Annotated in this window: 19 protein-coding genes; 16 read left to right on the top strand and 3 right to left on the bottom strand. The window is 35.7% G+C overall.

The features are described from left to right. Positions 1 to 5 precede the first annotated feature (5 nt). The 12 genes from B3C16_RS00225 to B3C16_RS00170 all read left to right on the top strand — a co-directional run bounded on the left by B3C16_RS00225 (position 6) and on the right by B3C16_RS00170 (position 19,743). Positions 6 to 2,825, top strand: a complete 2,820-nt coding sequence (locus B3C16_RS00225) for a triple tyrosine motif-containing protein (protein WP_291127366.1) — start codon at positions 6 to 8, stop codon at positions 2,823 to 2,825. Positions 2,826 to 3,120: 295 nt separating this feature from the next. Then, the gene (locus tag B3C16_RS00220) at positions 3,121 to 6,255 is read left to right on the top strand and encodes a SusC/RagA family TonB-linked outer membrane protein (RefSeq protein ID WP_291127364.1); all 3,135 of its coding nucleotides are present in this window, start codon (positions 3,121 to 3,123) and stop codon (positions 6,253 to 6,255) included. 13 nt (positions 6,256 to 6,268) lie between these two features. Then, positions 6,269 to 7,774: a RagB/SusD family nutrient uptake outer membrane protein gene (locus tag B3C16_RS00215; RefSeq protein WP_291127362.1), complete on the top strand. Its 1,506-nt coding sequence runs from the start codon at positions 6,269 to 6,271 to the stop codon at positions 7,772 to 7,774. A gap of 6 nt (positions 7,775 to 7,780) precedes the next feature. Further along, positions 7,781 to 8,893, top strand: a complete 1,113-nt coding sequence (locus tag B3C16_RS00210) for a hypothetical protein (RefSeq protein ID WP_121313825.1) — start codon at positions 7,781 to 7,783, stop codon at positions 8,891 to 8,893. A gap of 7 nt (positions 8,894 to 8,900) precedes the next feature. After that, on the top strand, positions 8,901 to 9,875 hold the full coding sequence (locus tag B3C16_RS00205; protein ID WP_147406844.1) for a hypothetical protein: 975 nt from the start codon (positions 8,901 to 8,903) through the stop codon (positions 9,873 to 9,875). An 88-nt stretch (positions 9,876 to 9,963) separates the two neighbouring features. Beyond that, positions 9,964 to 11,037, top strand: a complete 1,074-nt coding sequence (locus tag B3C16_RS00200; RefSeq protein ID WP_233549785.1) for a glycoside hydrolase family 16 protein — start codon at positions 9,964 to 9,966, stop codon at positions 11,035 to 11,037. A gap of 225 nt (positions 11,038 to 11,262) precedes the next feature. Next, positions 11,263 to 12,705 carry a glycoside hydrolase family 30 protein gene (locus B3C16_RS00195; RefSeq protein ID WP_121313822.1) on the top strand — a complete coding sequence of 481 codons (1,443 nt, stop codon included), beginning with the start codon at positions 11,263 to 11,265 and terminating at the stop codon, positions 12,703 to 12,705. 20 nt (positions 12,706 to 12,725) lie between these two features. Further along, positions 12,726 to 14,180 (top strand): glycoside hydrolase family 30 protein, encoded by a 1,455-nt coding sequence (locus B3C16_RS00190; RefSeq protein ID WP_121313821.1) that lies wholly within the window; start codon positions 12,726 to 12,728, stop codon positions 14,178 to 14,180. Positions 14,181 to 14,215: 35 nt separating this feature from the next. Continuing rightward, the gene (locus B3C16_RS00185; RefSeq protein ID WP_291127352.1) at positions 14,216 to 15,961 is read left to right on the top strand and encodes a cellulase family glycosylhydrolase; all 1,746 of its coding nucleotides are present in this window, start codon (positions 14,216 to 14,218) and stop codon (positions 15,959 to 15,961) included. A 30-nt stretch (positions 15,962 to 15,991) separates the two neighbouring features. Beyond that, positions 15,992 to 18,214, top strand: coding sequence for a glycoside hydrolase family 3 N-terminal domain-containing protein (locus tag B3C16_RS00180; protein WP_291127349.1), 2,223 nt, complete (start codon positions 15,992 to 15,994; stop codon positions 18,212 to 18,214). A 9-nt stretch (positions 18,215 to 18,223) separates the two neighbouring features. Next, entirely contained in the window at positions 18,224 to 18,985 is a 762-nt protein-coding gene (locus B3C16_RS00175) for a glycoside hydrolase family 16 protein (protein WP_291127347.1), read from the top strand. A 170-nt stretch (positions 18,986 to 19,155) separates the two neighbouring features. Continuing rightward, entirely contained in the window at positions 19,156 to 19,743 is a 588-nt protein-coding gene (locus B3C16_RS00170; protein ID WP_121313817.1) for an RNA polymerase sigma factor, read from the top strand. A gap of 222 nt (positions 19,744 to 19,965) precedes the next feature. On the opposite strand, the gene B3C16_RS00165 is transcribed toward B3C16_RS00170, so the two are convergent. Further along, positions 19,966 to 20,625 carry an endonuclease III domain-containing protein gene (locus B3C16_RS00165; RefSeq protein ID WP_291127342.1) on the bottom strand — a complete coding sequence of 220 codons (660 nt, stop codon included), beginning with the start codon at positions 20,623 to 20,625 and terminating at the stop codon, positions 19,966 to 19,968. A 54-nt stretch (positions 20,626 to 20,679) separates the two neighbouring features. Here B3C16_RS00165 and bcp point away from each other — a divergent pair, with 54 nt between their 5' ends. Beyond that, positions 20,680 to 21,132: a thioredoxin-dependent thiol peroxidase gene (gene bcp, locus B3C16_RS00160; protein ID WP_291127339.1), complete on the top strand. Its 453-nt coding sequence runs from the start codon at positions 20,680 to 20,682 to the stop codon at positions 21,130 to 21,132. Positions 21,133 to 21,220: 88 nt separating this feature from the next. Here the strand turns inward: bcp and B3C16_RS00155 are convergent, their stop codons facing one another. Further along, entirely contained in the window at positions 21,221 to 21,679 is a 459-nt protein-coding gene (locus B3C16_RS00155) for a ferritin-like domain-containing protein (protein WP_291127336.1), read from the bottom strand. Between the two features lie 267 nt (positions 21,680 to 21,946). After that, entirely contained in the window at positions 21,947 to 23,416 is a 1,470-nt protein-coding gene (locus tag B3C16_RS00150; protein WP_414655243.1) for a TonB-dependent receptor, read from the bottom strand. 128 nt (positions 23,417 to 23,544) lie between these two features. On the opposite strand from B3C16_RS00150, the gene B3C16_RS00145 reads away from it, so the two are divergent. From B3C16_RS00145 to B3C16_RS00135, 3 genes are read left to right on the top strand one after another with little or no spacing between them, the layout of a single operon-like run. Beyond that, positions 23,545 to 24,312: an MBL fold metallo-hydrolase gene (locus B3C16_RS00145; RefSeq protein ID WP_291127419.1), complete on the top strand. Its 768-nt coding sequence runs from the start codon at positions 23,545 to 23,547 to the stop codon at positions 24,310 to 24,312. A 4-nt stretch (positions 24,313 to 24,316) separates the two neighbouring features. Further along, positions 24,317 to 24,811 carry a hypothetical protein gene (locus B3C16_RS00140; protein WP_121313812.1) on the top strand — a complete coding sequence of 165 codons (495 nt, stop codon included), beginning with the start codon at positions 24,317 to 24,319 and terminating at the stop codon, positions 24,809 to 24,811. 11 nt (positions 24,812 to 24,822) lie between these two features. Continuing rightward, positions 24,823 to 25,311, top strand: a complete 489-nt coding sequence (locus B3C16_RS00135) for a hypothetical protein (protein WP_121313811.1) — start codon at positions 24,823 to 24,825, stop codon at positions 25,309 to 25,311. Positions 25,312 to 25,338 lie beyond the last annotated feature (27 nt).

Genomic DNA, 25,338 nt, shown 5'->3' with positions numbered 1-25,338 from the left:
AGTTTATGCGTTTTTTCCAATCGTTTTTTAATGCCATTTTAATTGTATTGTTGTTCATTTCACAACTTACAGCTCAAGAATTACCACCCATTGTAAAATATGGCTCAACGGTTTATGGTGCAGGAAATCAAAACTGGATGGTTACGCAGGATAATAATCAGTTTGTTTATTTTGCCAACAATGAAGGTTTGTTAGAATTCAATGGTTCAAACTGGTCGCTATATCCATCTCCTAACGAAACAATTATACGTTCTGTAAAAGTGGTTGGGGATAAAATTTACAGCGGTTGTTATATGGAGTTTGGTTTTTGGAAACGACAAGCTAACGGTACTTTAAAATACAATTCATTAAGTCAAAAAATTAAAAGTAAACTCATAGAAGATGAGCATTTTTGGAACATTATCAACTTAGATCATTGGGTTTTATTTCAATCTTTTAACCGTATTTATGTTTACAATTCAAAAGACGGTAGTTTTCAGTTTATAGACAATCATCCTTATATTTTCAGATGTTATAAAATCAATAATTCTATTTATTTTCAGGCTGTAGGAGAAGGTTTTTATGAGGTAGTCAATGGCAAAAGTGTCTTGGTTTGTGATGATGACAGAATTAAAACCAACAGGATTGTTGAAGTTTACAAGCATAAAGACGGATTGTTGTTTCAAACAGAAAGAGCAGGCGTTTTTAAATTGGAAGATAAGATTCTGACACCTTTTTACTTTGAATCTGAGAGCGAGTTAAAACCAAATTCTATTTTTTGTGCCAAAATGTTGTCTGATGGTGGTTTTGCTTTGGGGACGATTTCAAACGGAATTTTCATACTTGATAAGCAAGGAAAAACTCGCTATCACATCACGCAGAACAGTGGTTTGAGTAACAATACTATTTTATCGATTAATGAAGATGATGATAATAATTTATGGTTAGGATTAGACAATGGAATTGATTGTATCAACTTGCAATCTCCTATCAAAAGCTACAAAGACGACTCGGGATTCTTAGGAACTGTTTATGCTTCAATTAAATTTAAAGATAAAATTTATGTTGGAACCAATCAAGGGTTGTTTTCCAAAAGTGCTTTAACCAATGAAGGTTTCAGTCTAGTTAATGGAACTAAAGGTCAGGTTTGGACGCTATTTGAGTATGATAATCAATTGTTTTGCGGACATGATTTAGGAACATTCTTAATTGGTCAGACCGGTATAAGTTTAATTTACAAGCAATCAGGAACATGGAAATTCAATAGTTTACCCAATCGGCCAAATATAATGTTGCAAGGGAATTATAATGGGATTTCTGTTTTAGAGAAGAAAAACGGCAGTTGGGCTTTTCGCAATAAAATTGAAGGTTTTGATATTTCCTCACGCTATTTCGAAGTAGACAATAAAAACGAGATTTACGTTGGACACGAATATAAAGGCATCATAAAAGTTACCGCCAATGCAGATTTTTCAAAAGCCAAGAAATTTGAGGTGTTAAAATCACCGAGTAAAGGCAAGCACATCAGTTTGGCCAAATATAATGGGACTATATATTATGCAGGAAGAAGCGGTATTTTTAGACTTAACGCTAAAACCGGTTCCTTTGAAAAGGATCATAATTTGAGTAGTATCCTTAAGAATAACGAGTATATTTCCGGAAAGTTAAATGTTGATAAGTCTAACAAAATGTGGTTTTTTACTAAAAATTACATTTATTATTTCACTTCAGGAAATTTTGACAAAGGCTTAAAAAAGCATAAAATCTCTATTCCTTTTTCTATAACTAATCCGATGATTGGTTATGAAAACATCACTCAAATATCTGATAATGAATATTTTGTTGGTAAAACGGACGGTTATTTTATCATTAACCTTTCGGATTTCAGAGTCAAAACGCACAATATTATACTGACTGAGGTAAGTGTAAATAAATTGAGCCAACCTCTTGTAAACTTGTCCATTTCAGAAGTTGGTGAATTATCGCATGATGAAAACAACCTCATTTTTAATTACACTGTTCCGCAATACAACCGTTTTATTGATGTTGAATATCAATATATGTTAGAAGGACAGCAAGGACAATGGAGTGAATGGAGCGCCAAGTCTAGCATCAATTTTAAAAATTTAGAACCTGGAGATTATACTTTTAAAGTAAGGGCCAAGATAGCCAATTCTTTACCCGGAAATATCGTTGAATATAAGTTTACTATTTTAAAGCCTTGGTATGCGACCAATTTGGCTTGGTTAGTTTATTTATTACTGTTTATCACTATGGCATATTACATCAACAAAGCCTATAGAAATTACTACCGTAAACAAGAAGAAAAATTAATTGAGGAAAACAATTTATTGTTGGAAATAGCCGCTTTAGAAAATGAGCAACAGTTAATGAAACTCAGAAATGAGCAACTTTCACAGGATGTTGATGCTAAAAATAGGGAACTGGCTGTATCTACTATGAGTTTAATCAAGAAAAATGAGTTATTGAATATCATCAAAGAAGATTTGAAAAAATCATCAGAAGAAAATAGCGGCAGAAATATAAAGTCAGTGATATCAACGATTAACAGAAATATTACTGAGGATGATTCTTGGAATGTTTTCAAAGAAGCGTTTGATAATGCAGATAAAGACTTCCTTAAAAAGATAAAAGCCGCTCATCCGAGCTTGACACCTAGTGATTTGAAATTATGTGCTTATTTAAGGCTCAATTTATCCTCAAAAGAGATTGCGCCAATGTTAAATATTTCGATTCGAAGTGTCGAGATAAAACGATATCGTTTGCGTAAAAAACTCAATTTATTACATGACGATGGGTTGGCGAACTACATTTTAAGTGTATAACTATACAAGTTTTAGTTAAAACACCACAACATTACCTTTACAACAACCTTTTCGTAAACTACTTTCAATCTTTTTTTTGGAACTATTTTGTATAGTTACCTTTTTGTTTTATTCGGTTTTATTGACTGTTTTGTCAAATTCATAATTATGATTGCTTTAAATTTCATTATGTATATTTTTTGTTGTGGTTGATAATGCATATCGTATTTTTTAAATAAATAATTTAACAACATCTTAACAAGGCATAAAAAGTGTCTTAAAAAATTAACCAAAACCAATATAATATTAATCGCTTATGAATTTAAAGCTATTTTCTGAAAGAACTAGGAAAAATCTTTTCCTATTTTCTATGTTTTTTGTCTTTATTGTATCAGCCCAGGCTCAAAAAACAGTCACCGGAAGTGTTAATTCCGGAGGCTTCCCTTTACCGGGAGCCAATGTCGCAGCTAAAGGAACAACGGTAGAAACTTCTACAGATATTGATGGTAAATTTTCCATTAATGTCCCTGCTAATGTTACAAAACTAGTTGTGTCATTTATAGGCTATGCAACTAAAGAAGTTACCATAACTGATGGTGACATGAAAGTTGAACTTACCGAAGAAAGCAACAACTTAGATGAAGTTGTGATCAACGTTGGGTATGGTACACAAAAGAAAAGTGTTGTTACAGGCGCTATCTCCAAAGTAACAGCTAAAGATTTGGAAAAAGTACCTAATGGAAGGATTGAACAATCGCTTCAAGGAAGAACAGCCGGTGTAACTATTGCTATGAATGCAGGTCAACCAGGAGCAGGATCTACGGTTCGAGTTAGAGGTATTACTACTTTGAATGGAGGAAACAATCCTATTTGGGTAGTAGACGGTGTAATTGTTGATCCGGGAGCTTTAGGGGCAATCAATCAATCCGACATCGAGTCGATTGAGGTATTAAAAGATGCCGCTTCTGCTATTTATGGAGCCAGATCTGCAGCGGGAGTAATTTTGGTTACCACTAAAAAAGGAAAATCCGGAAAAATGACAGTATCTTATAATGGATTCGAAGGTATTTCTTCTCCTGAAAGAACTTTAAGTTTGTTAAATGCGACCCAATATGGCGCTATTATGAATGAGCGTTATTTAAATGGTGGCGGAACAGGAAATGTTCCTTACCCGGATTTAGGTTCGCTTGGGAAAGGAACTGATTGGCAAAAAGCTATTTTTAATGATAATGCGAGACGTTATTCACACGAGTTAAGTTTGAGTGGAGGCGGTGAAGTGTCAAATTATTACTTTTCTTTTGGAACTCAAAATCAGGAAGGAATTGTGATGCCGGAAATTTCTAGTTATCAAAAGAAAAACATCCGTTTAAATACTACTCATAAAGTTAAAGACTGGCTTACTGTTGGTCAGACTATTGCTTATACTCATCAAAAATCAGTTGGAATTGGAAATACGAATAGTGAATACGGAGGACCTTTGAGTTCAGCTATTCACTTAGATCCAACCACACCTATTATTGAAACAGATCCAATTTTAGCTAATGGAATAGCCTATACTAATCCATACGTAATCAGAGATGCAGATGGGAATCCTTATGGAATTTCACCTGTTGTTGGACAAGAAATGACTAATCCATTGGCTTATGCCAAAACCAGACAAGGTCAATACAACTGGTCAGACGATTTTATTGGAAATGTTTTCGCAGAAGTGAAACCAATGAAAGGATTAAAATTCAAAACGGCCATGGGAGCAAAGCTTGCTTATTGGGGTGGACAAGGATTTACACCATTATACTATTTGAGTCCAACAGTCAACAATACTACATTGAATAACATTTCAAGAGTGGAAAACAGAGCTTTCAATTGGAATATTGAAAATACAGTTATTTATGACAAAGTGATTGATAATCATACTTTCTCAGCATTATTGGGACAAGGGTTTTACAAGGACAATGAGTTTTACAAGGTAACAAGTGCTACTCATTTTGGTTTATCAACTAATAGTTTTAGTGAAGCATCTTTTAATGATGATACTGTAATACAAGATAACAAAATTGGTTATGCCTATGACGTCGCCCCAAAAATAACCTCTTCATTATTTGCCCGTTTAACTTACGATTATAAAGAAAAATATTTGTTTACAGGACTGATTAGAAGAGACGGTTCTTCTCAATTTGGTGCCAATAATAAGTACGGAATTTTCCCTTCTTTATCAGCAGGTTGGGTTCTTACTAAAGAAGATTTCTGGAAAGAAAACAAAATCTTGAACACTTTGAAGATAAGAGGTGGATATGGAGTTACCGGTAATGATGTGTTTGATAATTTTTCTTATTTAGCACTTATTGGAGGATCACGTAACTATACTTTCGGAAATTCTGGAGCGGTAACACCGGGTTCAAGTCCGGGAAGGATTTCAAACCCTGATTTAAAATGGGAGGAAACTACTTTGACAAACATTGGTTTTGATGCCAAAATTTTAAATGATTTCACTTTAACTGTTGAATGGTATAACAAGGAAACATCAGGAATTTTAAGAGACAACCAAATTCCAGGCTATATAGGTGCTGAAGCACCACCATTTGCAAATATTGCAGATATGGAAAATTCAGGTTTTGAATTCGAATTGGGATACAGAAAATCAATCAATGAATTCAATATTTCAGCCAATGCTAACTTTGCAACGGTAAGAAATGAAATCACAAATTTGGGGACAAATGTTGATTTCTATGCAGGTCCTGGATTCCAATCTATGGGAGCTGTGACCAGAACACAAGTTGGTCATGCCTATAATACTTTCTATGGATACCAAACTATGGGAATCTTTCAAAATCAAGAAGAAATCAATTCTTACACTAACTCATCGGGAGGTTTAATTCAGCCAGGTGCAGTTCCGGGTGATTTCAGATGGAAAGATGTTAATGGTGACGGAAGTATAACTGCGGATGATAAAAAATTCTTGGGAAGTCCATTACCAAAAGTAACTTTCGGATTTACTTTAAATTTGGATTATAAAGGTTTTGATTTTATGGTTTTTGCTCAAGGAGCAGCAGGAAACAAAATTTTCCAAGGTTTACGTCGTTTGGATGTAGCTAACGGAAACTACTCAACCGAAGCTTTGAGCAGATGGACAGGTGAAGGAACTTCAAACTCATATCCAAGATTATCAACCAGTGATGCGAATGGAAACTTCACAAATATGTCTGATTTTTATTTAGAGGATGGAGATTATTTAAGATTTAAAATCGTTCAGTTTGGTTATTCTTTACCTTCTACAATTGTTAGTAAAGCAGGTTTACAAAAGGTACGTTTATATGTAACAGCTGAAAACTTATTTACTTTGACAAAATACACAGGTTATGATCCTGAAATTGGAGGAGATGTTTTTGGATTAGACAGAGGATACTATCCGCAAGCACGTTCTATCATGTTTGGAGCTAACTTACAATTCTAAATATTAAAAAAATATGAAAAATAACATAAAAATTTTAGCAATAGCAACATTAGCATCCTTGACGTTTGCCTCTTGTAGTACAGAAGATTTAGAGGTTGATCCAAAGGGATTGGAAGTTGAAAGCAATTATTACCAAAACGAAGCAGAAGCTTTCAGTGGTTTGGTTTCAGTATATGATTTGATGAGGAAAAATTCCGGTGGTTTCGAAAATATGATAACCATGTTTAATGCAGGATCAGATGATCATTATGCTGGCGGTGGTAACTCATCAGATGGTGCCGGTATACAATCATTTTCAAATTATACAATCAATACCAATACTGTACCGGACAGTTATTTTAGTGATTATTACAGAGGAATTTACAGAGCCAATCTTTTGTTGGTAAAATTACCGAATGTACCAATGCCTGATGCTACTAAAGCAAGATATGCCGCTGAGGCCAGAGTATTAAGAGCATTCTATTACTTCAACTTGGTGAGAATGTTTAAAAATGTTCCTTTGATTTTGGAACCGCTTTCTGCATCTCAGTTTTATTCAGTTACCCAAGCAGCTCCGGCTGATGTTTACGCTCAGATTGAATTAGATATCACAGAATCTATCGCAAATTTGCCGGTAACCGTAAACGTTTCCAGTGATGGTGGCCGTTTAACCCAAGGTTCAGCACGTGCCATTCTCGGTAAAGTATATTTGTACCAAGGTAAGAATTCTCAGGCTGCTGCTGAGTTGGCTCAAGTTAACGGAACTCCGGGAGGAACAAGCCAATATGGTTATAGTTTAGTAGCTAATTTCAATGACTTGTGGAACTTTTCTAACAGATTCAATTCTGAGTCAGTATTAGAAGTTTCTCATTCTGCTCAAGGCTCTTCTTGGGGAACTTGGGGAGGAAATCAAGATGAAGGAAATACCGTAAATCAAATGGTAGGTCCAAGAAGTTATGTGAGATTAAATCCAGCATTCGCTCCTGATCTTCCATCAGGATGGAGTTTCAATGTTTTCACAGAAGACTTTTATACTTTCATGCAAGGCGATCCAAGATTTAATGCTACAATATTAGATTTGAAAGCACTAAAACAAGCTGGACATGCGGATTACATTGGTGCTTATCAAGATACAGGCTATTTCCTTAACAAGTTCATGCCTAAACAATCAGATGTTTATTCAGGTCCCGGTGATGCAGTTTTGAATTTCAAACAAAACACTTACGCAATCCGATTGGCGGATACTTATCTAATGGAAGCAGAAGCTTTAGGGGCGACTGGTGCAAGAGCTCAAGCTTTATTAGATGCAGTTAGAGGCAGAGTTGGTTTAGGATCAGTTCCGGTATCTTTAACGGCTATCAAAAACGAAAGAAGAAGAGAATTAGCAGGTGAAGGACACCGATGGTTTGATTTAGTACGTTGGGGTGATGCGCCAACTGTATTGGCTAGCAGAGGGTTTGTGGCAGGGAAAAATGAAATCCTACCCATTCCGGCAAGAGAATTAGAAGGTACTCAATTAGTTCAAAACCCTATTTATTAAAATATTATGAAAAAAATAATTTTAAGTTTTGCAATTTTCTCATTATTGGCAGTTACCAGTTGTAGCGTTCCAGATGGAATTGATTCGGATTTATCATCGTTAAATTCTGCCGGATCAGCTAATTTTGATAGAATATTTGATATAAGTGCTGATAATTCAGGACGCGTTAAAATTACTCCTTTAGGAGAAGGTGTTTCAAAATCAGTTGTTACACTAGGTCACGGAAGTTCGGGAGAAATTACTTTATATCCGGGACAAAGTACTACACACAGTTATCCGGAAGGAAGTTACACGGTTACTATAGTCTCTTTTGATATTGCCGGTAACCAAACCACCAATACCTATCCTTTACAGATGACTTATGTTGCACCAACGGATATTAATGCTACACAAAATTTTGCAGGAACAACATTGACATTAACGGCGACAGCTAATTTTGCCAATGGAATGTTAGTTACTTGGGGAGATGGAGGAGTAGGAGAAGCCCCAACGGTAATGTCAGGTACACTTGGTGGAACATTTACAGCTCCGGCACATACTTATGCTCCGGGTGTATACACTATGACAATTACAGCTTTAAGTGGTGGCGCTGCTACAACAACGGCAACTTATCCAATCACTGTTTTTGCACCCTTTACACTTCCAATCACTTATGATAGTCCAATACAAAATTATGGTATAGGCGGAACTTTTGGTGGTGTTGGAGTAGCTGTAGTGGCTAATCCATTTCCGGGAGGTTTAAATTCTAGTGCCAATGTTTGGAAATATACTAAACCAACAGGTGCCGCTTCTTGGAGTGGAACATGGACTCCATTGGCAACGCCTAATGGAACTCCAATAAACATCGACAACGGTAACAAAATTAAAGTTTTAGTGTATTCAACGGAAGTTGGAAAAATGTTAAATGTTGAAATCGAGCAAGGATCAAATGGAGTGCCTAATCAAATTTTAAAAGTAGCTTCTACAGTGGCCAACCAATGGGAAGAACTTGTATTTGATTTCGGACCTGCTGGAATTCCTGCCGGAACTACTTTTAACCAATTGGTTTTCCGTTACAACGATATCGCCGATGGTGTAGGTGAAGTTATTTATATAGATAATGTTAGACAATCAAATTAGAAATACTATGAAAAACAATTTTAAATATTTGTCAGTGGTTTTCCTTTGTGTTGCATCTCTTTTTACAGGATGTCAAAAGGACGACTATTCTTTAGGAGAATTAACTGCTCCTTCAGGTTTGGTTATTCAGACCGATATTGTAGGACAAAACGGAGCTAATCCTAATGGTGATGGTTCAGGAAAAGTTAACATAACCGTAACTGCAGATGATGCTATGTCATTCAAAATAGGATACAATGATGTTACCGATTTAACAAGTGCTGTTGAATATGTTAGTTTACCAAGTACAATTACAGGTGGTATGCCAACAGGTTCTACCACTAAAAAATTCACTTCTCTTGGTTTACATACGTACCGTATTACTGTAGTAGCTTATGGAAGAGGAGGAACTTCAACCACTGCAACGACAGAAGTAGAAGTGATTAGTACTTTTGCTCCGGAACCGTCAATTGTTACTTATTTGACTAATGATTCCTCTAAAACTTGGAAAGTTGATAAAAGCGTTCCGGGACATTTAGGTGTTGGACCATGGTTAGGAGAAGTTACTCCGGTATGGTGGACTGCCGCTATTGATGAGAAAGTGGTTTGTTGTAATTGTTTTTACACTTCTACTTTTACTTTTACAAAAGTGGTAGCTTCCAATTCATTTACCATTCAATCCTCAACACCTGATGGTGCCTTTACTAAAACGGGTTCTTTAGCCTCAATACCGGGAATTCCTGGCTCTGGCGATGAAGGTTGTTATAGTTATGGTGGTGGAACAACTCCGTTCTCATTCATTCCTGCAAGTACATCAATCCCTGCGGAAACACCTTCGACGCAAACAAGTATCATGTTATCCGGTAGCACAACATTTATCGGATATGGTGCTTTGCAAAAAGAATATGAGATAATGGTTATTACAGAAAACTATATGTATTTGAGAGTTCAAGGTACCGAAACAGGAAACGCTTGGTATCTTAAACTGATACCAGCACTTTAATTTATTAATAGCCAACAGGAGTTGTATTTGATTTAACTCCTGTTGGTTTATCAGTTGCATTTTTTTATTAATTTTTAAAAGTATCATTTTGAAGTATAATCTTGCGTTGAAAAGGACTGGTTTTTTATTTAGCCTTTTAGCTGTGTTTACATTGTTGTTTATCAGTTGTAGTAGTGGCGGAAGTGATGGTGAAGAAAATACATTGCCAACAAACTTAGTCGTTAATTCTGTGATAGTTGGAGCAAACGCCTCTAATCCAAATGGAGACGGAAGTGGTGTCGTCAATTTTACAGTTTCGGCTGATAATGCTACATCCTATAAAATTTTAATTGGTACCGATGTTATAAACACAACAACAGGTGTATTCAGTCATACATTCACCCAATCAGGAACTAATAGCTATACAATTTATGTTTCTGCTTATAATGGTGCTCAATTTATTTCAACCTCAGTAGTAATAACAGTTTTTGTTACAACTACATTGGCTTGGAGTGACGAGTTTAATACTGATGGTCCACCAGACAGTTCAAAATGGACTTTTGAAACCGGCGCCGGAGGTTGGGGTAATAATGAATTACAACATTATACCAACAGACCTGAGAATGTTACCGTTCAAAATGGTGTTTTAAAAATTAAGCTTATCAAAGAATCATACAACGGAAGTAATTATACTTCTGCCAGAATTGTTACCAAAAACAAATATGAATTTCAATATGGAAGAGTAGATATCAGAGCAAAACTTCCTGCAGGTGGTGGTACTTGGCCAGCCCTTTGGATGCTAGGTTCTGATATAAATACAAACCCTTGGCCGGGTTGTGGTGAAATTGATATTATGGAACATGTGGGTAATAATCTCAACAGAATCTATGGTACTTTACACCATCCGGGTCATTCAGGTGGAAATGCTGATGGCGGCAGTGTAGTCATTAGCGATGCAACTACTCAGTTTCATATTTATTCTTGTGAATGGTCTGCTACAAACATTAAGTTTTATGTGGATAACGTATTGTTTTACACCTTTAACAACAATAGCAATCTACCATTCAACAAGCCTTTTTTCTTTATTTTCAATTGTGCTATGGGTGGAAATTTTGGCGGCGCAGTCGATCCGAATTTCACTTCAGCCACACTTGAAGTTGACTATGTTCATGTTTATCATTAATATTTTGTTTAAGTTAGATTAGATGTCCATTCATAGCTTCTATTAGCTGTTTAATAGAAGCTGTATTGGACTATTTTACTTCAATCTTAAAACAACAATTTACAGTCTCAAAGTCTCAATTAGAAACCAATTGCCTCACAGTATAGTTTTTATTAAAACATACTTAACCCCAAAAAAACAAACTCTTACATAAAGTTAAAGGAGTAAAAAATTTCACCATAAATAATGATAAAATTTAATAAAATAAAGATTTTTTTCTTTGCCTCAATCCTAGGTTTTTTAACCAGTTGTGCTCAATCATCGGATGCTTCAAGTCCGGATCCCGATCCAACACCTATAACTAATGATGTCAGTTTTTGGCTTACCAAAGGCAACGGTACAGTTAAGTTAGAAAAGCAAACTGCAATACTCGGATTCAACAATAATAATAATGTTTATCCGAATATTGAAGTAAATGATACTCAAACTTTCCAAACTGTTGACGGCTTTGGCTATACTTTAACCGGCGGAAGCGTTCAGGTAATGAATCAATTGTCTGTTTCCAAAAGGCAAGAACTTTTACAAGAACTTTTTGGTTCTTCCATCAACTCCATTTCGGTAAATTATTTGAGAATTAGCATTGGTGCTTCTGATTTGAACAGCACGGTTTTCACTTATGATGATATGCCTGCCGGACAAACTGATGTAAATCTGACCAATTTCAGTCTTGCTCCGGATGCGCAATTAATCCAAATGCTTAAAGATATTCTGCAAATCAATCCCAATATCAAAATCATGGCTACACCATGGTCACCACCAGTTTGGATGAAAGACAATGGAAGTTCCATAGGCGGAAGTTTATTACCGCAATATTATGGTGTTTATGCTCAATATTTTGTAAAATATATACAAGCAATGCAAGCAGAAGGAATTCGCATAGATGCTGTAACGCCTCAAAATGAACCCTTACATCCCGGAAATAATCCAAGTTTATTGATGTTGGCCACAGAACAAGCCGCTTTTATAAAAAATAATTTAGGACCTGCATTTCAAGCTGCTGGAATTACCACTAAGATTGTTGCCTATGATCATAATTGTGACAATCCTCAATATCCAATGACTGTATTATCAGATTCTGGAGCCAATGCTTTTATTGATGGTTCTGCCTTTCATTTATATGCAGGAGATATTTCTGCTTTAACGACTGTTCGCAATGCATTTCCAGCAAAAAATTTATACTTCACAGAGCAATATACTGCCTCAACCGGAAGTTTTGACGGAGATTTGAAATGGCATTTGAAAAATGTGATTATTGGCTCAATGCGAAACTGGAGTAAAACCGCTCTTGAGTGGAATTTGGCCAACGACGCCACATTCGGACCTCATACAAATGGCGGTTGCACCACTTGTAAAGGTGCTATTACAGTAACGGGGAATTTTAGCTACGAGAGAAACGTAGGCTATTATATTATTGCCCATGCTTCAAAATTTGTACCGGCAGGTTCAGTTAGAATTGCCTCAACACAATCAGGAAGCTTATACAATGTTGCCTTTAAAACACCCGAAGGGAAAAAAGTCCTAATCGTTGAAAATGACGGAGCAACACCGGCAGTATTTAATATCAAGTACAATGCAAAATGGGTTGCAGTTTCGTTAGAAGCTGGTTCTGTTGGAACGTTTGTTTGGTAACAAATTCAAAAAAACTTAAGATGAAAAAAGTAATATTAGTAATGTTGATGCTTTCAGTTTCTGCTTTTGCACAAAAAAAGCCGAAATCAAAACCATTACCATTTTCAACAAAAAACAAAACTGTTACTGTATACACTACTGCAGACAGTACCAATTTAAAATTGACTCAAACGGATAATTTACAGTTTAAAGAGTTGAAACAACCCTTGGAAACGCAGATTTGTATCTTTGTAAATCCTGATAAAACGTATCAAACATTTGTTGGTATTGGCGGAGCAATTACCGATGCAAGTGCGGAAGTGTTTGCCAAATTATCTCCCGAAAAACAGCAAGAATTCTTAAACGCTTATTTCTCTAAAGAGAATGGAATTGGTTATACTTTGTTGAGAACCAATATGAACAGCTGCGATTTTAGTTCAGGTTCTTATACTTACATTCAGGACGGCGATAAAGAGTTAAAGACTTTTGACATTCAACCCGACAAAAAGTTCAAATTGCCAATGATCAAAAAAGCCATGGCAATGATTGGAAACAAAGCCTCATTTTATATCAGTCCGTGGTCGCCACCGGCTTTTATGAAGGATAACAAAGACATGTTACACGGTGGAAAATTATTACCTGAATACCGTCAGTCTTGGGCAAATTATTACGTGAAATATATCAATGCATTACAAAATGAAGGCATTCCGGTTTGGGGTTTAACCATTCAAAACGAACCGATGGCCAAACAAATTTGGGAGTCTTGTATTTTCTCTGCTGAGGATGAAAGAGATTTTCTTAAAAATTATTTGGGACCAACATTGCAAAAAGCAGGTTTAGGTGATAAAAAAATAACCGTTTGGGATCACAACAGAGATTTATTGTTGCAAAGAGCGACGGCAATTTTGGAAGATCCTGAAGCCAGTAAATATGTTTGGGGAATAGGTTTTCATTGGTACGAAAGTTGGAGCGGTGGTGAACAAATGTATGATAATGTTGGTAAGGTAAACGAACTTTATCCATCCAAAAAATTAATGTTTACCGAAGGTTGTGTAGAAAAATTTGATGCCAATAAGTACCAATTATGGCAAAATGGTCAACGTTACGGAAAATCAATGATCAACGATTTTAATAATGGAACGGTAGCTTGGACCGACTGGAATATTTTGCTTGACCAAAATGGTGGGCCAAATCACGTGAAAAATTTCTGTTTTGCACCCATACATGGTGATACCAATACCGGCGAATTGATTTATACCCCTAGCTACTATTTTATTGGTCACTTTTCAAAATTCATTGATAAAGGCGCTAAAAGAGTTAGCAGCGCGGCCAGTAGAAGTCAGTTATTGACCACTTCTTTTATCAATAATGACGGAAAGGTCGTAACGGTTGTGATGAACCAAAGTAATTTGAAAATCACTTATAATTTATGCATCGGCACTACTGCCAGTGAAGTGACTATTTTACCAAATGCTATTCAGACATTAGTTTACTAAATTCAAATTTCCTATTAAATCTTAACTACTAAAAAATGCTATTATTTAAGAAAATAAATGTTGTCTTTTTGTTGCTATCGGTGGCTACTTTCGGTCAAGGTTTTTTACACAGAGACGGACAAAAAATTGTCGATGGCAATGGTAAAAACGTGCTTTTGCGAGGATTAGGAATTGGCGGATTAATGGTGCAGGAAGGTTATATGTTAAAAACAGCCGATTTCGCCGGGCCGCAATACCAAATCAGACAAAAAATAACCGATTTAGTCGGAGAAAAAAATGCGGAAGAATTCTATCAAGTTTATAAAAAAAATGGACTAACCAAACGCGATGTAGATTCATTAGCCGCTTGGGGATTTAATTCTATCAGGTTACCAATGCACTACAATCTGTATACTTTACCTATCGAAAAAGAACCGATAGCCGGACAAAACACTTGGTTGGAAGAAGGATTTACCATGACCGATGATTTATTGAATTGGTGTGCAGCCAATAAAATGTATCTCATTTTAGACCTTCATGCCGCGCCGGGCGGACAAGGAATGGATGCCAATATTTCGGATTATGACACTTCAAAACCATCGCTTTGGGAAAGTACAGCCAATCAAGATAAAATGGTTGCTTTTTGGAGAAAATTAGCCGAGCGCTACAAAGACAATCCTTGGATTGGAGGTTACGACATTATCAATGAACCCAATTGGAATTTTTCCGGAACCAATAAAAACGGTTGTGACGAAACTAAAAACGAACCTTTGCGTGCGTTGCAAATGAGAATCACCAAAGCCATTCGTGAAGTCGATACCAATCATCTGATTATCATTGAAGGCAATTGTTGGGGTAATAATTACAAAGGAATGTTCCCGCTATGGGATGAGAATATCGCTTTGAGTTTTCATAAATATTGGAGCTATAACGATATGGCAACCATTCAGGAAATTGTAAATTACAGAAAAGAATACAATGTTCCGATTTGGCTAGGCGAAACCGGTGAAAACTCTAATGTTTGGTTCAAAGATGTTATCAGTTTAATTGAATCGAATAATATTGGTTGGGCTTTTTGGCCAATGAAAAAAATTGAGAATATCGCCGGAGTGACTTCTGTAAAAGGAACTGAAGGTTACGACAGACTTTTGCAATATTGGAAAGATGGAAAAAACAAACCGTCAGTAGAAGAAGCCCAAGCTATTTTGATGCAAATCGCTGAGAATTTCAAAATGGAAAATGTTATTGTAAAACCGGATGTTATAGATGCGATGTTCCGACAAATACAAACTACAGAAACAAAAATCTATAAAAAACATACTTTACCCGGAAAAGTATTCGCTTCAGAATATGATTTAGGCCAAATCAATCATGCTTATTTTGACAAAGATGTAGCCAATTATTGGGTTTCCAATGGTGGAAAACGAAGCGAATGGAACAGTGGTAACCAAATGAGAAACGACGGCGTTGACATTCAAAAATGTGATGATGTAGTTACCAATGGGTATGCCGTAAGTTATATAGAAGATGGCGAATGGTTGCAATATACTTTCGATTTGAATACGGATAAAACACTTGAAGTCAGCATAAGATTTTCAGCTGAAAAAGCAGGCGCGAAACTCCATTTAGCGGATGATAACGGCACCAAACTTTCAAAAGTAATTTCGCTTCCTGCTTCGGGTGGAAATTCTAAGTGGAAAACATTCTCTGTGGATACTATAAAACTAAAAAAAGGAATAAATAAAATTAGAGTTCACTTCGAAAATGGAGATTTTAATTTCAATTATTTGGAATTTAAATAGATAATTAATAAACCCAACCAAACCAACAGAATGAAAAATATCATTGCTACTTTCTTTTTAGCGACTTCACTGCTAGGATATTCCCAACAAAAAACCATAGACCAAAAGGTTGAAGAGTTGTTGAAAAAAATGACTTTGGAAGAAAAAATTGGTCAGTTGAATCAATACACGGGAGACAATACTGTGACCGGACCGTTGACTATTAATCCAAACAAGCAGCAAGAAATCAAAGAAGGCAAGATTGGTTCAATGCTGAATGTTATTGGTCATAAATACACGCGTCAATACCAAGAATTAGCCATGCAATCGCGTTTGAAAATTCCATTGATTTTTGGTTTGGATGTCATTCACGGACACAAAACAACATTTCCTTTGCCTCTTGCAGAAGCTGCTAGTTGGGATTTAAAAGCCATGGAACTTTCTGCCGGAATAGCCGCTACAGAAGCTGCTGCTTCGGGAATTCACTGGACATTTGCGCCAATGGTTGATGTTTCTCGTGACCCAAGATGGGGAAGAGTGATGGAAGGCGCAGGTGAAGATACTTACTTAGGTTCTCGAATTGCTTATGCTCGTGTAAAAGGTTTTCAAGGCAATCAATTAGGTGATTTAAATTCGGTTATGGCTTGTGCCAAACATTTTGCAGCTTATGGCGCAGCGGCTGGTGGAAGAGATTACAATTCAGTAGACATGAGCGACAGAATGTTGTGGGAAACTTATTTGCCACCATTTAAAGCGACGGTTGATGCCGGTGTGGCTACTTTTATGAATTCATTTAACGATATCAATGGCATTCCGGCCACTGCAAATAAATATATTCAGCGCGACATTTTAAAAGGCAAATGGAATTTCCAAGGATTTGTGGTGTCCGATTGGGGTTCTATCGGAGAAATGATTGCACACGGCTATTGTCAAGATGGCAAAGAAGCTGCTGAAAAAGCTGTTTTGGCCGGAAGTGACATGGATATGGAAAGTAATGCTTACCGCAATCATTTGGCACAATTAGTCAGTGAAAATAAAGTTCCCATGAGTGTTGTGGATGATGCCGTAAAACGTATTCTTCGCAAGAAATTCGAATTGGGTTTATTCGACGATCCTTTTAAATACTGTAATAAAGAACGACAAGAAGCTGCTTTAAACAATCCGGAACATACAAAAGCCGCGAGAGAAATGGCAACCAAAAGTATCGTTTTACTTAAAAACGAAAAAAGCATTTTACCACTTTCCAAAGACACTAAAACCATAGCTTTCATTGGTCCGATGGTGAAACCAAAGCGTATCAATCACGGCTTTTGGGCTGTGGATTTAAAAGATGTAGATTCGACTTATATCGTTTCTCAATGGGAAGGTTTGCAAAATAAAGTGGGCAAAAAGACCAAATTGCTTTACGCCAGAGGTTGTGGCGTTGAAGATACCAGCAAAGCCGGTTTTCAAGAAGCCATTGATGTGGCTAATCAAGCCGATGTAGTGATTTTAAGTATTGGTGAACGTTGGAATATGAGTGGTGAAGCCAAAAGCCGAAGTAATATTCATTTACCAGGAGTTCAAGAAGATTTAATCAAAGAATTGCAGAAGACAGGAAAACCAATCGTTATCCTAATCAATGCCGGCAGACCTTTGATTTTCAATTGGACAGCCGATAACATGCCAACGATTGTCTATACTTGGTGGTTAGGTTCTGAAGCCGGAAATGCTATCGCAGACGTCTTATTTGGGGATTATAATCCTTCGGCTAAGTTACCGATGACCTTTCCGAGAGAAGAAGGACAAATTCCGATTTACTATAATCATTTCAACACAGGACGACCATCAATTAATGAAGATAAAGTATACAAATCAGCTTATATAGATTTACCAAATTCGCCTAAATTCCCTTTTGGTTACGGACTAAGTTATACGACTTTTAAGTACGCTGACTTAAAGTTGTCAAAGCAAAAAATCAACAGCAATGAAACAATCGAAGTGACAATGACTATTAGCAATTCCGGAAAGTTTGCCGGAGAAGAAGTGGTTCAATTGTACCTTCAGGATAAATTTGGATCCGTTGTTCGTCCAATTATTGAATTAAAAGATTTCCAAAAGATTAAATTGGATGCCGGAGAAACCAAAACCTTAAAGTTTATCATCGACAATGAAAAATTATCATTTTACAATCAAGCCTTGGAATTCAAATCAGAACCGGGTGAATTTAATCTAATGATAGGTTCTTCTTCCACTGATATTCGTTTAAATAGTACCTTTGAATTAATTCCGTAATTTGTTGACATGAAAAAGTTATTGTTGTTAAATTTATTGTCTTTTAGTTTTTGCTTGGCGCAAAATGAGTCCCGAAAACTAGTTTGGGAAGAAAATTTCAACGGAAAGCAATTAGATGAAACCGTTTGGAATTTTGAATTAGGTAATGGTTGTCCAAACAATTGCGGTTGGGGAAACAATGAAAAGCAACTTTACACGAATAGAAATCATTCGCTTCAGGAGGGCAATTTGGTTATTAAGATTGAGAAAGAAGCCACGCATTATACTTCAACGAGAATTACCACAGCAGGCAAGAAAGAATTCCAGTATGGTAGAATGGAAGCCAGAGCCAAAATCCCAATCGGTAAAGGCATTTGGCCTGCTTTCTGGATGTTAGGTTCCAATATTGGTAAAGTGGGTTGGCCGCAATGTGGCGAAATTGATATTTTGGAATATGTAGGTAGAGAACCGGATATGGTTTACACATCATTACACACCCAAGACAGTCACGGCAATACCATTAATTCCAAAAAAACGGCTTTTCCCAACATAGAAGAAGGTTTTCATGTATATGCTATCGAATGGACAAAAGACAAGATTGAGTTTTTTGTTGATAACCAATTGGTTTACACCTTTGCACCCGAAGTAAAAGATGGAAACACTTGGCCGTTTGACCAACCGTTTTTTTTCATAGTGAATGTGGCTGTTGGAGGTAATTTTGGAGGTAATGACGTTGATAATAGTATCTTTCCGCAAGAATATTTAATAGATTACATAAGAGTTTACCAATAATTTGGTGAGTTCATCGTTTTTTTAAGTTTTTTTCAGATTTTATTTGTTTTTTAAATAAATTTTATGTTAAATTTGGCTTATAATTAACTCTTAAACTCGATTTGCCTATACACGACCATTACTTTTTAGATTAAAAATTCTTTTTTTAACCCTTACTAAAAGGTAATGTTATGGCTAAATCTCAACTTCCGGATGCTATATTAGTTGATAAATACGTTGCAGGCGATGAAAACTCGTTGGCAATTCTTATCGAAAGGCACCAATCAAAAATTTATGGGTATATCTATTCCAAAGTTTCGGATAGAGATGTGACTGAAGATATTTTTCAGGAAACATTCTTCAAAGTAATCCATACACTCAAATCAAGAAAATACTATAACGAAGAAGGTAAGTTTTTATCTTGGGTTTTGCGTATAGCCAGTAATCTGATTATCGACAAATTCCGTAACGATAAAAAAATGCCATTGAATCGCGATACCGATGAGTTATTAATTTTCTCCAGAATCACTGATGACTCCCTAAACATTGAGCGCCGATTGATTAAAAATCAAGTAGAAATTGATATCAAATCCATCATTGAAAAGTTACCTCATGACCAAAAAGAAGTGATTATGATGCGCTATTTTTTAGATATGAGTTTTAAAGAAATAGCTGATTTTACTGGTGTTAGCGTAAATACCACTTTGGGAAGAATGCGTTATGCTATCACAAATCTGAGAAAGGTGATTGAAAAAAATAAAATTTATTTGCCTTCTTAGACAATAAAAAGTATTTTTTTGCGTTTTTATATAAACCTCTCAAACCAATAGATTTTTATATATGGCAAAACTTTACTCTAAAAGAAAATTAGCACCAAAAAAAATGTTACCTAAAAAAGAAACTATACGTTTAATACTTCAATATTCTTGTGCATTGAATATTATAAAAGTGGGCAACATGAACTTCGAATCAATTGCTAATTAAAAAACATCCCGGTAAAACTATCGGGATGTTTTTTTATAGTATTCTTCCAAAACGTCTTTTCTACCAATGGTTTTGGTAATGATATCTTTTTCTAAATCCCAACCACGCGCAGGCGAATATTGGCGACCATACCAAATGATTTGCAAGTGTAATTCGTTCCACAATTCTCGTGGAAAAATGGCTTTTGCATCTTTTTCTGTTTGCTGAACGTTTTTACCGCTAGTCAAATTCCAACGATACATCAAACGATGAATATGAGTGTCAACCGGAAAAGCCGGAACACCAAAAGCTTGTGACATCACTACACTAGCGGTTTTATGGCCTACTGCCGGTAATCTTTCCAAAGCTTCAAAACTTTGTGGTACTTCACCTTGGTGTTCTTCAATTAAGATTTTAGACAATCCGTAAATTCCTTTTGATTTCATAGGAGATAATCCACAGGGACGAATAATATCCTTGATTTCTTCGACAGAAAGTTTGACCATGTCATAAGGATTATCAGCTTTAGCAAATAGAATAGGAGTAATTTGGTTTACTCGAACATCGGTGCATTGTGCCGAAAGCAAAACTGCAATCAACAAAGTGTAAGCATCTTTATGATCAAGCGGAACAGGGATTTCGGGATAGTATTCTTTTAACGTATTTATAACGAATGTTGCACGCTCTTTTTTGGTCATTTTAACTAAATTTGAGACGTAAAAATACTAAATAAAACCCAGCAACTTTAAAAAATGACAACACTACAAAAAGGCGACAAAGCACCCCATTTCTCCGGAAGTGACCAAGATGGAAACGTTCATACTTTAGCCGATTACAAAGGCAAAAAATTAGTAGTTTTCTTTTATCCAAAAGCCGATACACCGGGTTGTACCGCGGAAGCTTGTGATTTGAGAGACAATTTTGAACGCTTTAAAGCCAACAATTATGCATTACTTGGCGTTAGTGCCGATAGTGTTAAAGCCCAAAGTAAGTTCAAAACAAAACATGAATTTCCTTTTCCTTTATTGGCTGACGAAGATAAATCGGTGATTGAAGCCTTCGGCGTTTGGGGACCAAAAAAGTTTATGGGAAGAGAATACGACGGCATTCACAGAACGACTTTTGTTATCAATGAAGAAGGTATCATTGACGAAGTGATTTCAGCAGTTAAAACCAAAGAGCATGCAGCGCAAATTTTAAAATAATTTATACAAAAATTGATTCCTAGAATAAAATGCTTGGAATCAATTTTTTGTATTGTCTATTGGAATAGTATTCTTTTGCTACTTCAATTTATGCGTTTGCCAATGAGTCTCTCATCAATTTAACTTTGTCATGGTCTGCTTTTAGTATTGAGTGTTGTGATCTGATCATGATTTGTTGTTCTGATGTCAAATGTTCCAAATCATCTTTTAATACTTTTTCATAAGTGCCTTTTGCTGCGTCTTCACCAAATTCGCATGAGTTTAGAATTGTTTTGCGGTCTTTGCCGGTGAGTGCTGCTTTTACATCCATCCAAACCCGAAAGAATTTTCCTGAAATCATAGTGCCTTCAGCGACCTCGCCTCCAAGTCGGATTACTTCGCTTATCAACTCCCGTTTGCATTGTTGGCTAGTGGAAGTAAATTGTGAAAACAATGCTTTTAAATCTTGTTCTTCTGTCTCTTTTGTTGCTGTTTCATAACCTTCTATTCTATCGTTGTTAATAGTGATAAGTTTGTTTAATACATCAATTGTTTTTTCAGTTTCCATCGTATTTGTTTTTAATTAGAAAAATTGCTTTAAAATTTATTGGATAATCTTTCTCACGAGTTGGTTTTAATTTTGATTTACTATTTCTTCTTGATTTAAGATTTTCCTAATGCAAAGTTGACTTTCTTAATTTAGTTATAGGTTGTAGAATCTTTTCCAATGATTATATGATTCACACATATAAAAATTGTGATTGTATGAATAAAAAACTCCGAACTGTTTTCACAATTCGGAGTTATATGAGTGTTTCCGATAATTCGGAATTAATTATTCTACTTTTTGCAATATTCGATTCGGGTCATAACCGAATAGTTGGTGCTGTTTGATAATATCTGAAATTCCTTGTGGTAAAAGATTTTCCCAACCCGGAGTTCCGCTACTGATCATTTTCAATACTTCACGAGAGAAGATTTTTAAATGGTCTTTGTCGAAATCGGTGATGTCAACTACTTTTCCGTTGTAAGCAAAGAATTTATACAACTCTTTCATACGAGGATGTACTTTCAAGTTTTGAGAGTTTACGATTTCTCCGTTTTCGTCTTCCATTGGATACAAGAATACTTTTAAATCGCGATAGAATAATTTACCGAAAGCTTCCAAAATTCCACCACTTAAATGGCGATAATATTTTTCGTCAAAAATATCTACTAAGTTGTTTACGCCCATCGCTAATCCCATACGGGCTTTGGTATAACTAGAGAAATATTCCACTACTTTATAGTATTCTTGGAAGTTGGATATCATTACCGTTTGGCCTAACGAACAAAGCAATTCGGCCCTGTCCATAAAATCTCTTTCGTCAATTTCACCTTCTGAACGTAGGTTAGAGAGTGTAATCTCAAAAATAACCAACGTATTCTCTTTATCAACTTTACTTTCTTCAAGGAACATATTCAATGATTTCTCATACATGTCCATATTTACTTGGGTTACAGGGCGGAAACTGCCTCTCAAAGCCAAAATATTTTTCTTGTAAAGAATTGATGCCGGCAAGATGTTTTTTCCGTCCGGACCAAACATTACCGCATCGGTCATGCCATTTTTAACCAATTGCAAACTCATCAAGCGATTGTCAACATTGGCGAAACGTGGACCAGAGAAATTAATAGTGTCAATTTCCAATTGGTCTTTGTCTAAATGGTCATATAAATAACGCAATAATTTTTTTGGGTCGTTGTATTTGTAATAAGCGCCATAAATTAAGTTTACACCCAAAATCCCCAAAGTTTCTTGCTGTAATTTGGCATCAGTTTCTTTAAAACGAATGTGAAGTGTTATTTCGTTGTAATCTTCATCAGGTTCAACTTGGTATTTTATTCCAACCCAACCATGACCTTTAAACTGTTTGGCAAAGTCAATAGTCGCTACAGTGTTGGCATAACTAAAGAAAATTTTATTCGGATGCTTGTCTCTTTTTAAGCGTTGTTCTATCAGTTCCACTTCGTGAGAAAGCATTTTTTTTAAACGGCTTTCCGTTACGTAACGACCATCATCTTCAATTCCGTAAATAGCATCACTAAAATCTTTATCATAAGCAGACATTGCCTTTGCAATAGTGCCAGATGAACCACCGGCTCTAAAAAAATGTCGCACCGTTTCCTGACCCGCACCAATCTCTGCAAATGTTCCGTAAATATTATCATTTAGGTTAATTCGCAAAGCTTTATCTTTGATTGCAGGAATCTGTTCAATGGCTTTATCGCCTTTCAGTTTTATAATAGAAACAATATTGTCCATAGTAGCGTAAGTATTCTTTGCAAAGTTAGTAAAATAGCTATTTTATTAAAAGATAATTAAGTCTATTTTTGTAATTAATTACGTTTTAAAGTCGAACTTCAAAATTATTCCACAAAAACCATGCTATGATGCAAGTTTATTTTCTCGGAACCGGAACATCTCAAGGAATTCCTGTTATTGGAAGTAGTCATTCTGTTTGCAAAAGCGAAGATTTTAAAGACAAGCGTTTGCGGGTTTCGGTCTGGGTTACTTTTGACGAAGTTTCATTGGTGATTGATTGCGGTCCCGATTTTAGACAGCAAATGTTAACTTCAGGTTGTGAAAAGTTGGATGCCATCTTATTTACCCATGAACATGCTGACCATACTGCAGGCTTAGATGATATTCGCCCGTTTTTTTTCAAACAAAAGAAAGACATTCCAATTTATGCACATCAAAGGGTTTTAGAAAATTTTAAAAAACGTTTTGACTATATTTTTGAAACAGAAAATAAATATCCTGGAGCTCCGGGTGTTCAAACTTTTGAAGTTAAAAACGATGCAGATTTTGAAATTGGCAAAGCCAAAATAACGCCCATTAATGCAAATCATGCAAATCTTCAAGTTTTTGGTTATCGAATTCAAGATTTTGTATATTTAACGGATGTTAAAACTATTGATGATTCTGAAATCGAAAAGCTAAAAGGGGTAAAAGTGTTGGTTGTGAATGCCTTGAGAGAAGAACCACATCATTCCCATTTTAGCTTGCAGGAAGCGCTGGATTTTATATATTTGGTACAACCGGAAAGAGCCTATTTAACACATATCAGTCATCTATTAGGTTTTCATGAAGAAGTTCAGAAACGATTGCCTGCGAATGTGTTTTTGGCCTATGACAATTTAAAAATTACAGTTTAATATTATGAAAAAATCATTGTTTTTGTACTTATTTATTATTGCGGTTTTGATGAATATTTTTACCTATAAATATTTCACCTCAAAAGAATCCGCAGAAAAAAAGCCGGTAGTCGCTAAAGATTCCAAAAAGTTGAATGATAGTATAAACCTATTAACAGACCAACTCTATGATGCCAATTATTTTTCTTTGGAAGCTAATGACAGAGCGCAAAACTATTTAAACCAAAGCGATATTAACGCTTTTGCAGAAAAAGTTACGCAAGCACTTTTAGCTTATAATGATTCCCCGGAAGGAAATCAATATACTGATCAAGTCAAAATGGGCGAACAAAAGTTCATTATCTCCAAAGTAAAGTTATTAAACCACCGCTGGATAATCGCAAGTTACAGTAACGGTAAACTTTGGGGTGAAGTAATGCTAAAATATTTTATCAATGATGACCAAACTGTTTCGTTTGAAATCATGAATTCCTATCTATATCCTGAACAATTAAACTAGAATTTTAAGGCATGAAAAAAATATCTCTCCTCTTAATCACTTCAATTGTCTTGTTTTCGTGTAAGTTAACGGATCAAAACGAAACAGAATCAGAAGAAGAAAAAGTTCCTTTGGCAGTTAAAGATTCTACTGTTGTCAATGACAAAGACGAACACGGATGTTTGGCTACCGCGGGTTATATTTGGTCAAAAATGAATAAGGAATGTGTTAAAGGGTATACGGGTATTCCATTAAATCCAAATGACAAGCCTGAAAATGAAGATGAAACTTTGAGTGCCTTCGTGCTTTTTAGCGAAGATTTAGACAAGGCAGAAGTTTTTTTACCGAATGAAGTTAATTCTATTGTGTTAACTCGATTGGCAGAAGGCAAGCCATGGGTTTTTGAAGATTGGCAATTAGTGCCTTGGAAAGGATATGTATTGAAAAAAGGATCTGAAATAAAATACGCGGGCGACGGACAAATAGGTAAAAAAATAACCGGTAGCGATACGCAAGAATAAACAAAAAGTCCCGAGTAATCGGGACTT

Source organism: Flavobacterium sp. UBA7682 (genome assembly GCF_002482945.1).
In the GTDB taxonomy this organism is placed as follows: Bacteria; Bacteroidota; Bacteroidia; order Flavobacteriales; family Flavobacteriaceae; genus Flavobacterium.
Note: the sequence above shows the minus strand (reverse complement) of the source record. Positions and strands in the feature narration are given on the sequence as shown.

Bases quoted from the DNA above. Each gene is read 5' to 3' on its own strand.
- B3C16_RS00225 (WP_291127366.1), top strand. From the start codon at position 6: ATGCGTTTTTTCCAATCGTTTTTTAATGCCATTTTAATTGTATTGTTG.
- B3C16_RS00220 (WP_291127364.1), top strand. From the start codon at position 3,121: ATGAATTTAAAGCTATTTTCTGAAAGAACTAGGAAAAATCTTTTCCTA.
- B3C16_RS00215 (WP_291127362.1), top strand. From the start codon at position 6,269: ATGAAAAATAACATAAAAATTTTAGCAATAGCAACATTAGCATCCTTG.
- B3C16_RS00210 (WP_121313825.1), top strand. From the start codon at position 7,781: ATGAAAAAAATAATTTTAAGTTTTGCAATTTTCTCATTATTGGCAGTT.
- B3C16_RS00205 (WP_147406844.1), top strand. From the start codon at position 8,901: ATGAAAAACAATTTTAAATATTTGTCAGTGGTTTTCCTTTGTGTTGCA.
- B3C16_RS00195 (WP_121313822.1), top strand. From the start codon at position 11,263: ATGATAAAATTTAATAAAATAAAGATTTTTTTCTTTGCCTCAATCCTA.
- B3C16_RS00190 (WP_121313821.1), top strand. From the start codon at position 12,726: ATGAAAAAAGTAATATTAGTAATGTTGATGCTTTCAGTTTCTGCTTTT.
- B3C16_RS00185 (WP_291127352.1), top strand. From the start codon at position 14,216: ATGCTATTATTTAAGAAAATAAATGTTGTCTTTTTGTTGCTATCGGTG.
- B3C16_RS00180 (WP_291127349.1), top strand. From the start codon at position 15,992: ATGAAAAATATCATTGCTACTTTCTTTTTAGCGACTTCACTGCTAGGA.
- B3C16_RS00175 (WP_291127347.1), top strand. From the start codon at position 18,224: ATGAAAAAGTTATTGTTGTTAAATTTATTGTCTTTTAGTTTTTGCTTG.
- B3C16_RS00170 (WP_121313817.1), top strand. From the start codon at position 19,156: ATGGCTAAATCTCAACTTCCGGATGCTATATTAGTTGATAAATACGTT.
- B3C16_RS00165 (WP_291127342.1), bottom strand. From the start codon at position 20,625: ATGACCAAAAAAGAGCGTGCAACATTCGTTATAAATACGTTAAAAGAA.
- bcp (WP_291127339.1), top strand. From the start codon at position 20,680: ATGACAACACTACAAAAAGGCGACAAAGCACCCCATTTCTCCGGAAGT.
- B3C16_RS00155 (WP_291127336.1), bottom strand. From the start codon at position 21,679: ATGGAAACTGAAAAAACAATTGATGTATTAAACAAACTTATCACTATT.
- B3C16_RS00150 (WP_414655243.1), bottom strand. From the start codon at position 23,416: ATGGACAATATTGTTTCTATTATAAAACTGAAAGGCGATAAAGCCATT.
- B3C16_RS00145 (WP_291127419.1), top strand. From the start codon at position 23,545: ATGCAAGTTTATTTTCTCGGAACCGGAACATCTCAAGGAATTCCTGTT.
- B3C16_RS00140 (WP_121313812.1), top strand. From the start codon at position 24,317: ATGAAAAAATCATTGTTTTTGTACTTATTTATTATTGCGGTTTTGATG.
- B3C16_RS00135 (WP_121313811.1), top strand. From the start codon at position 24,823: ATGAAAAAAATATCTCTCCTCTTAATCACTTCAATTGTCTTGTTTTCG.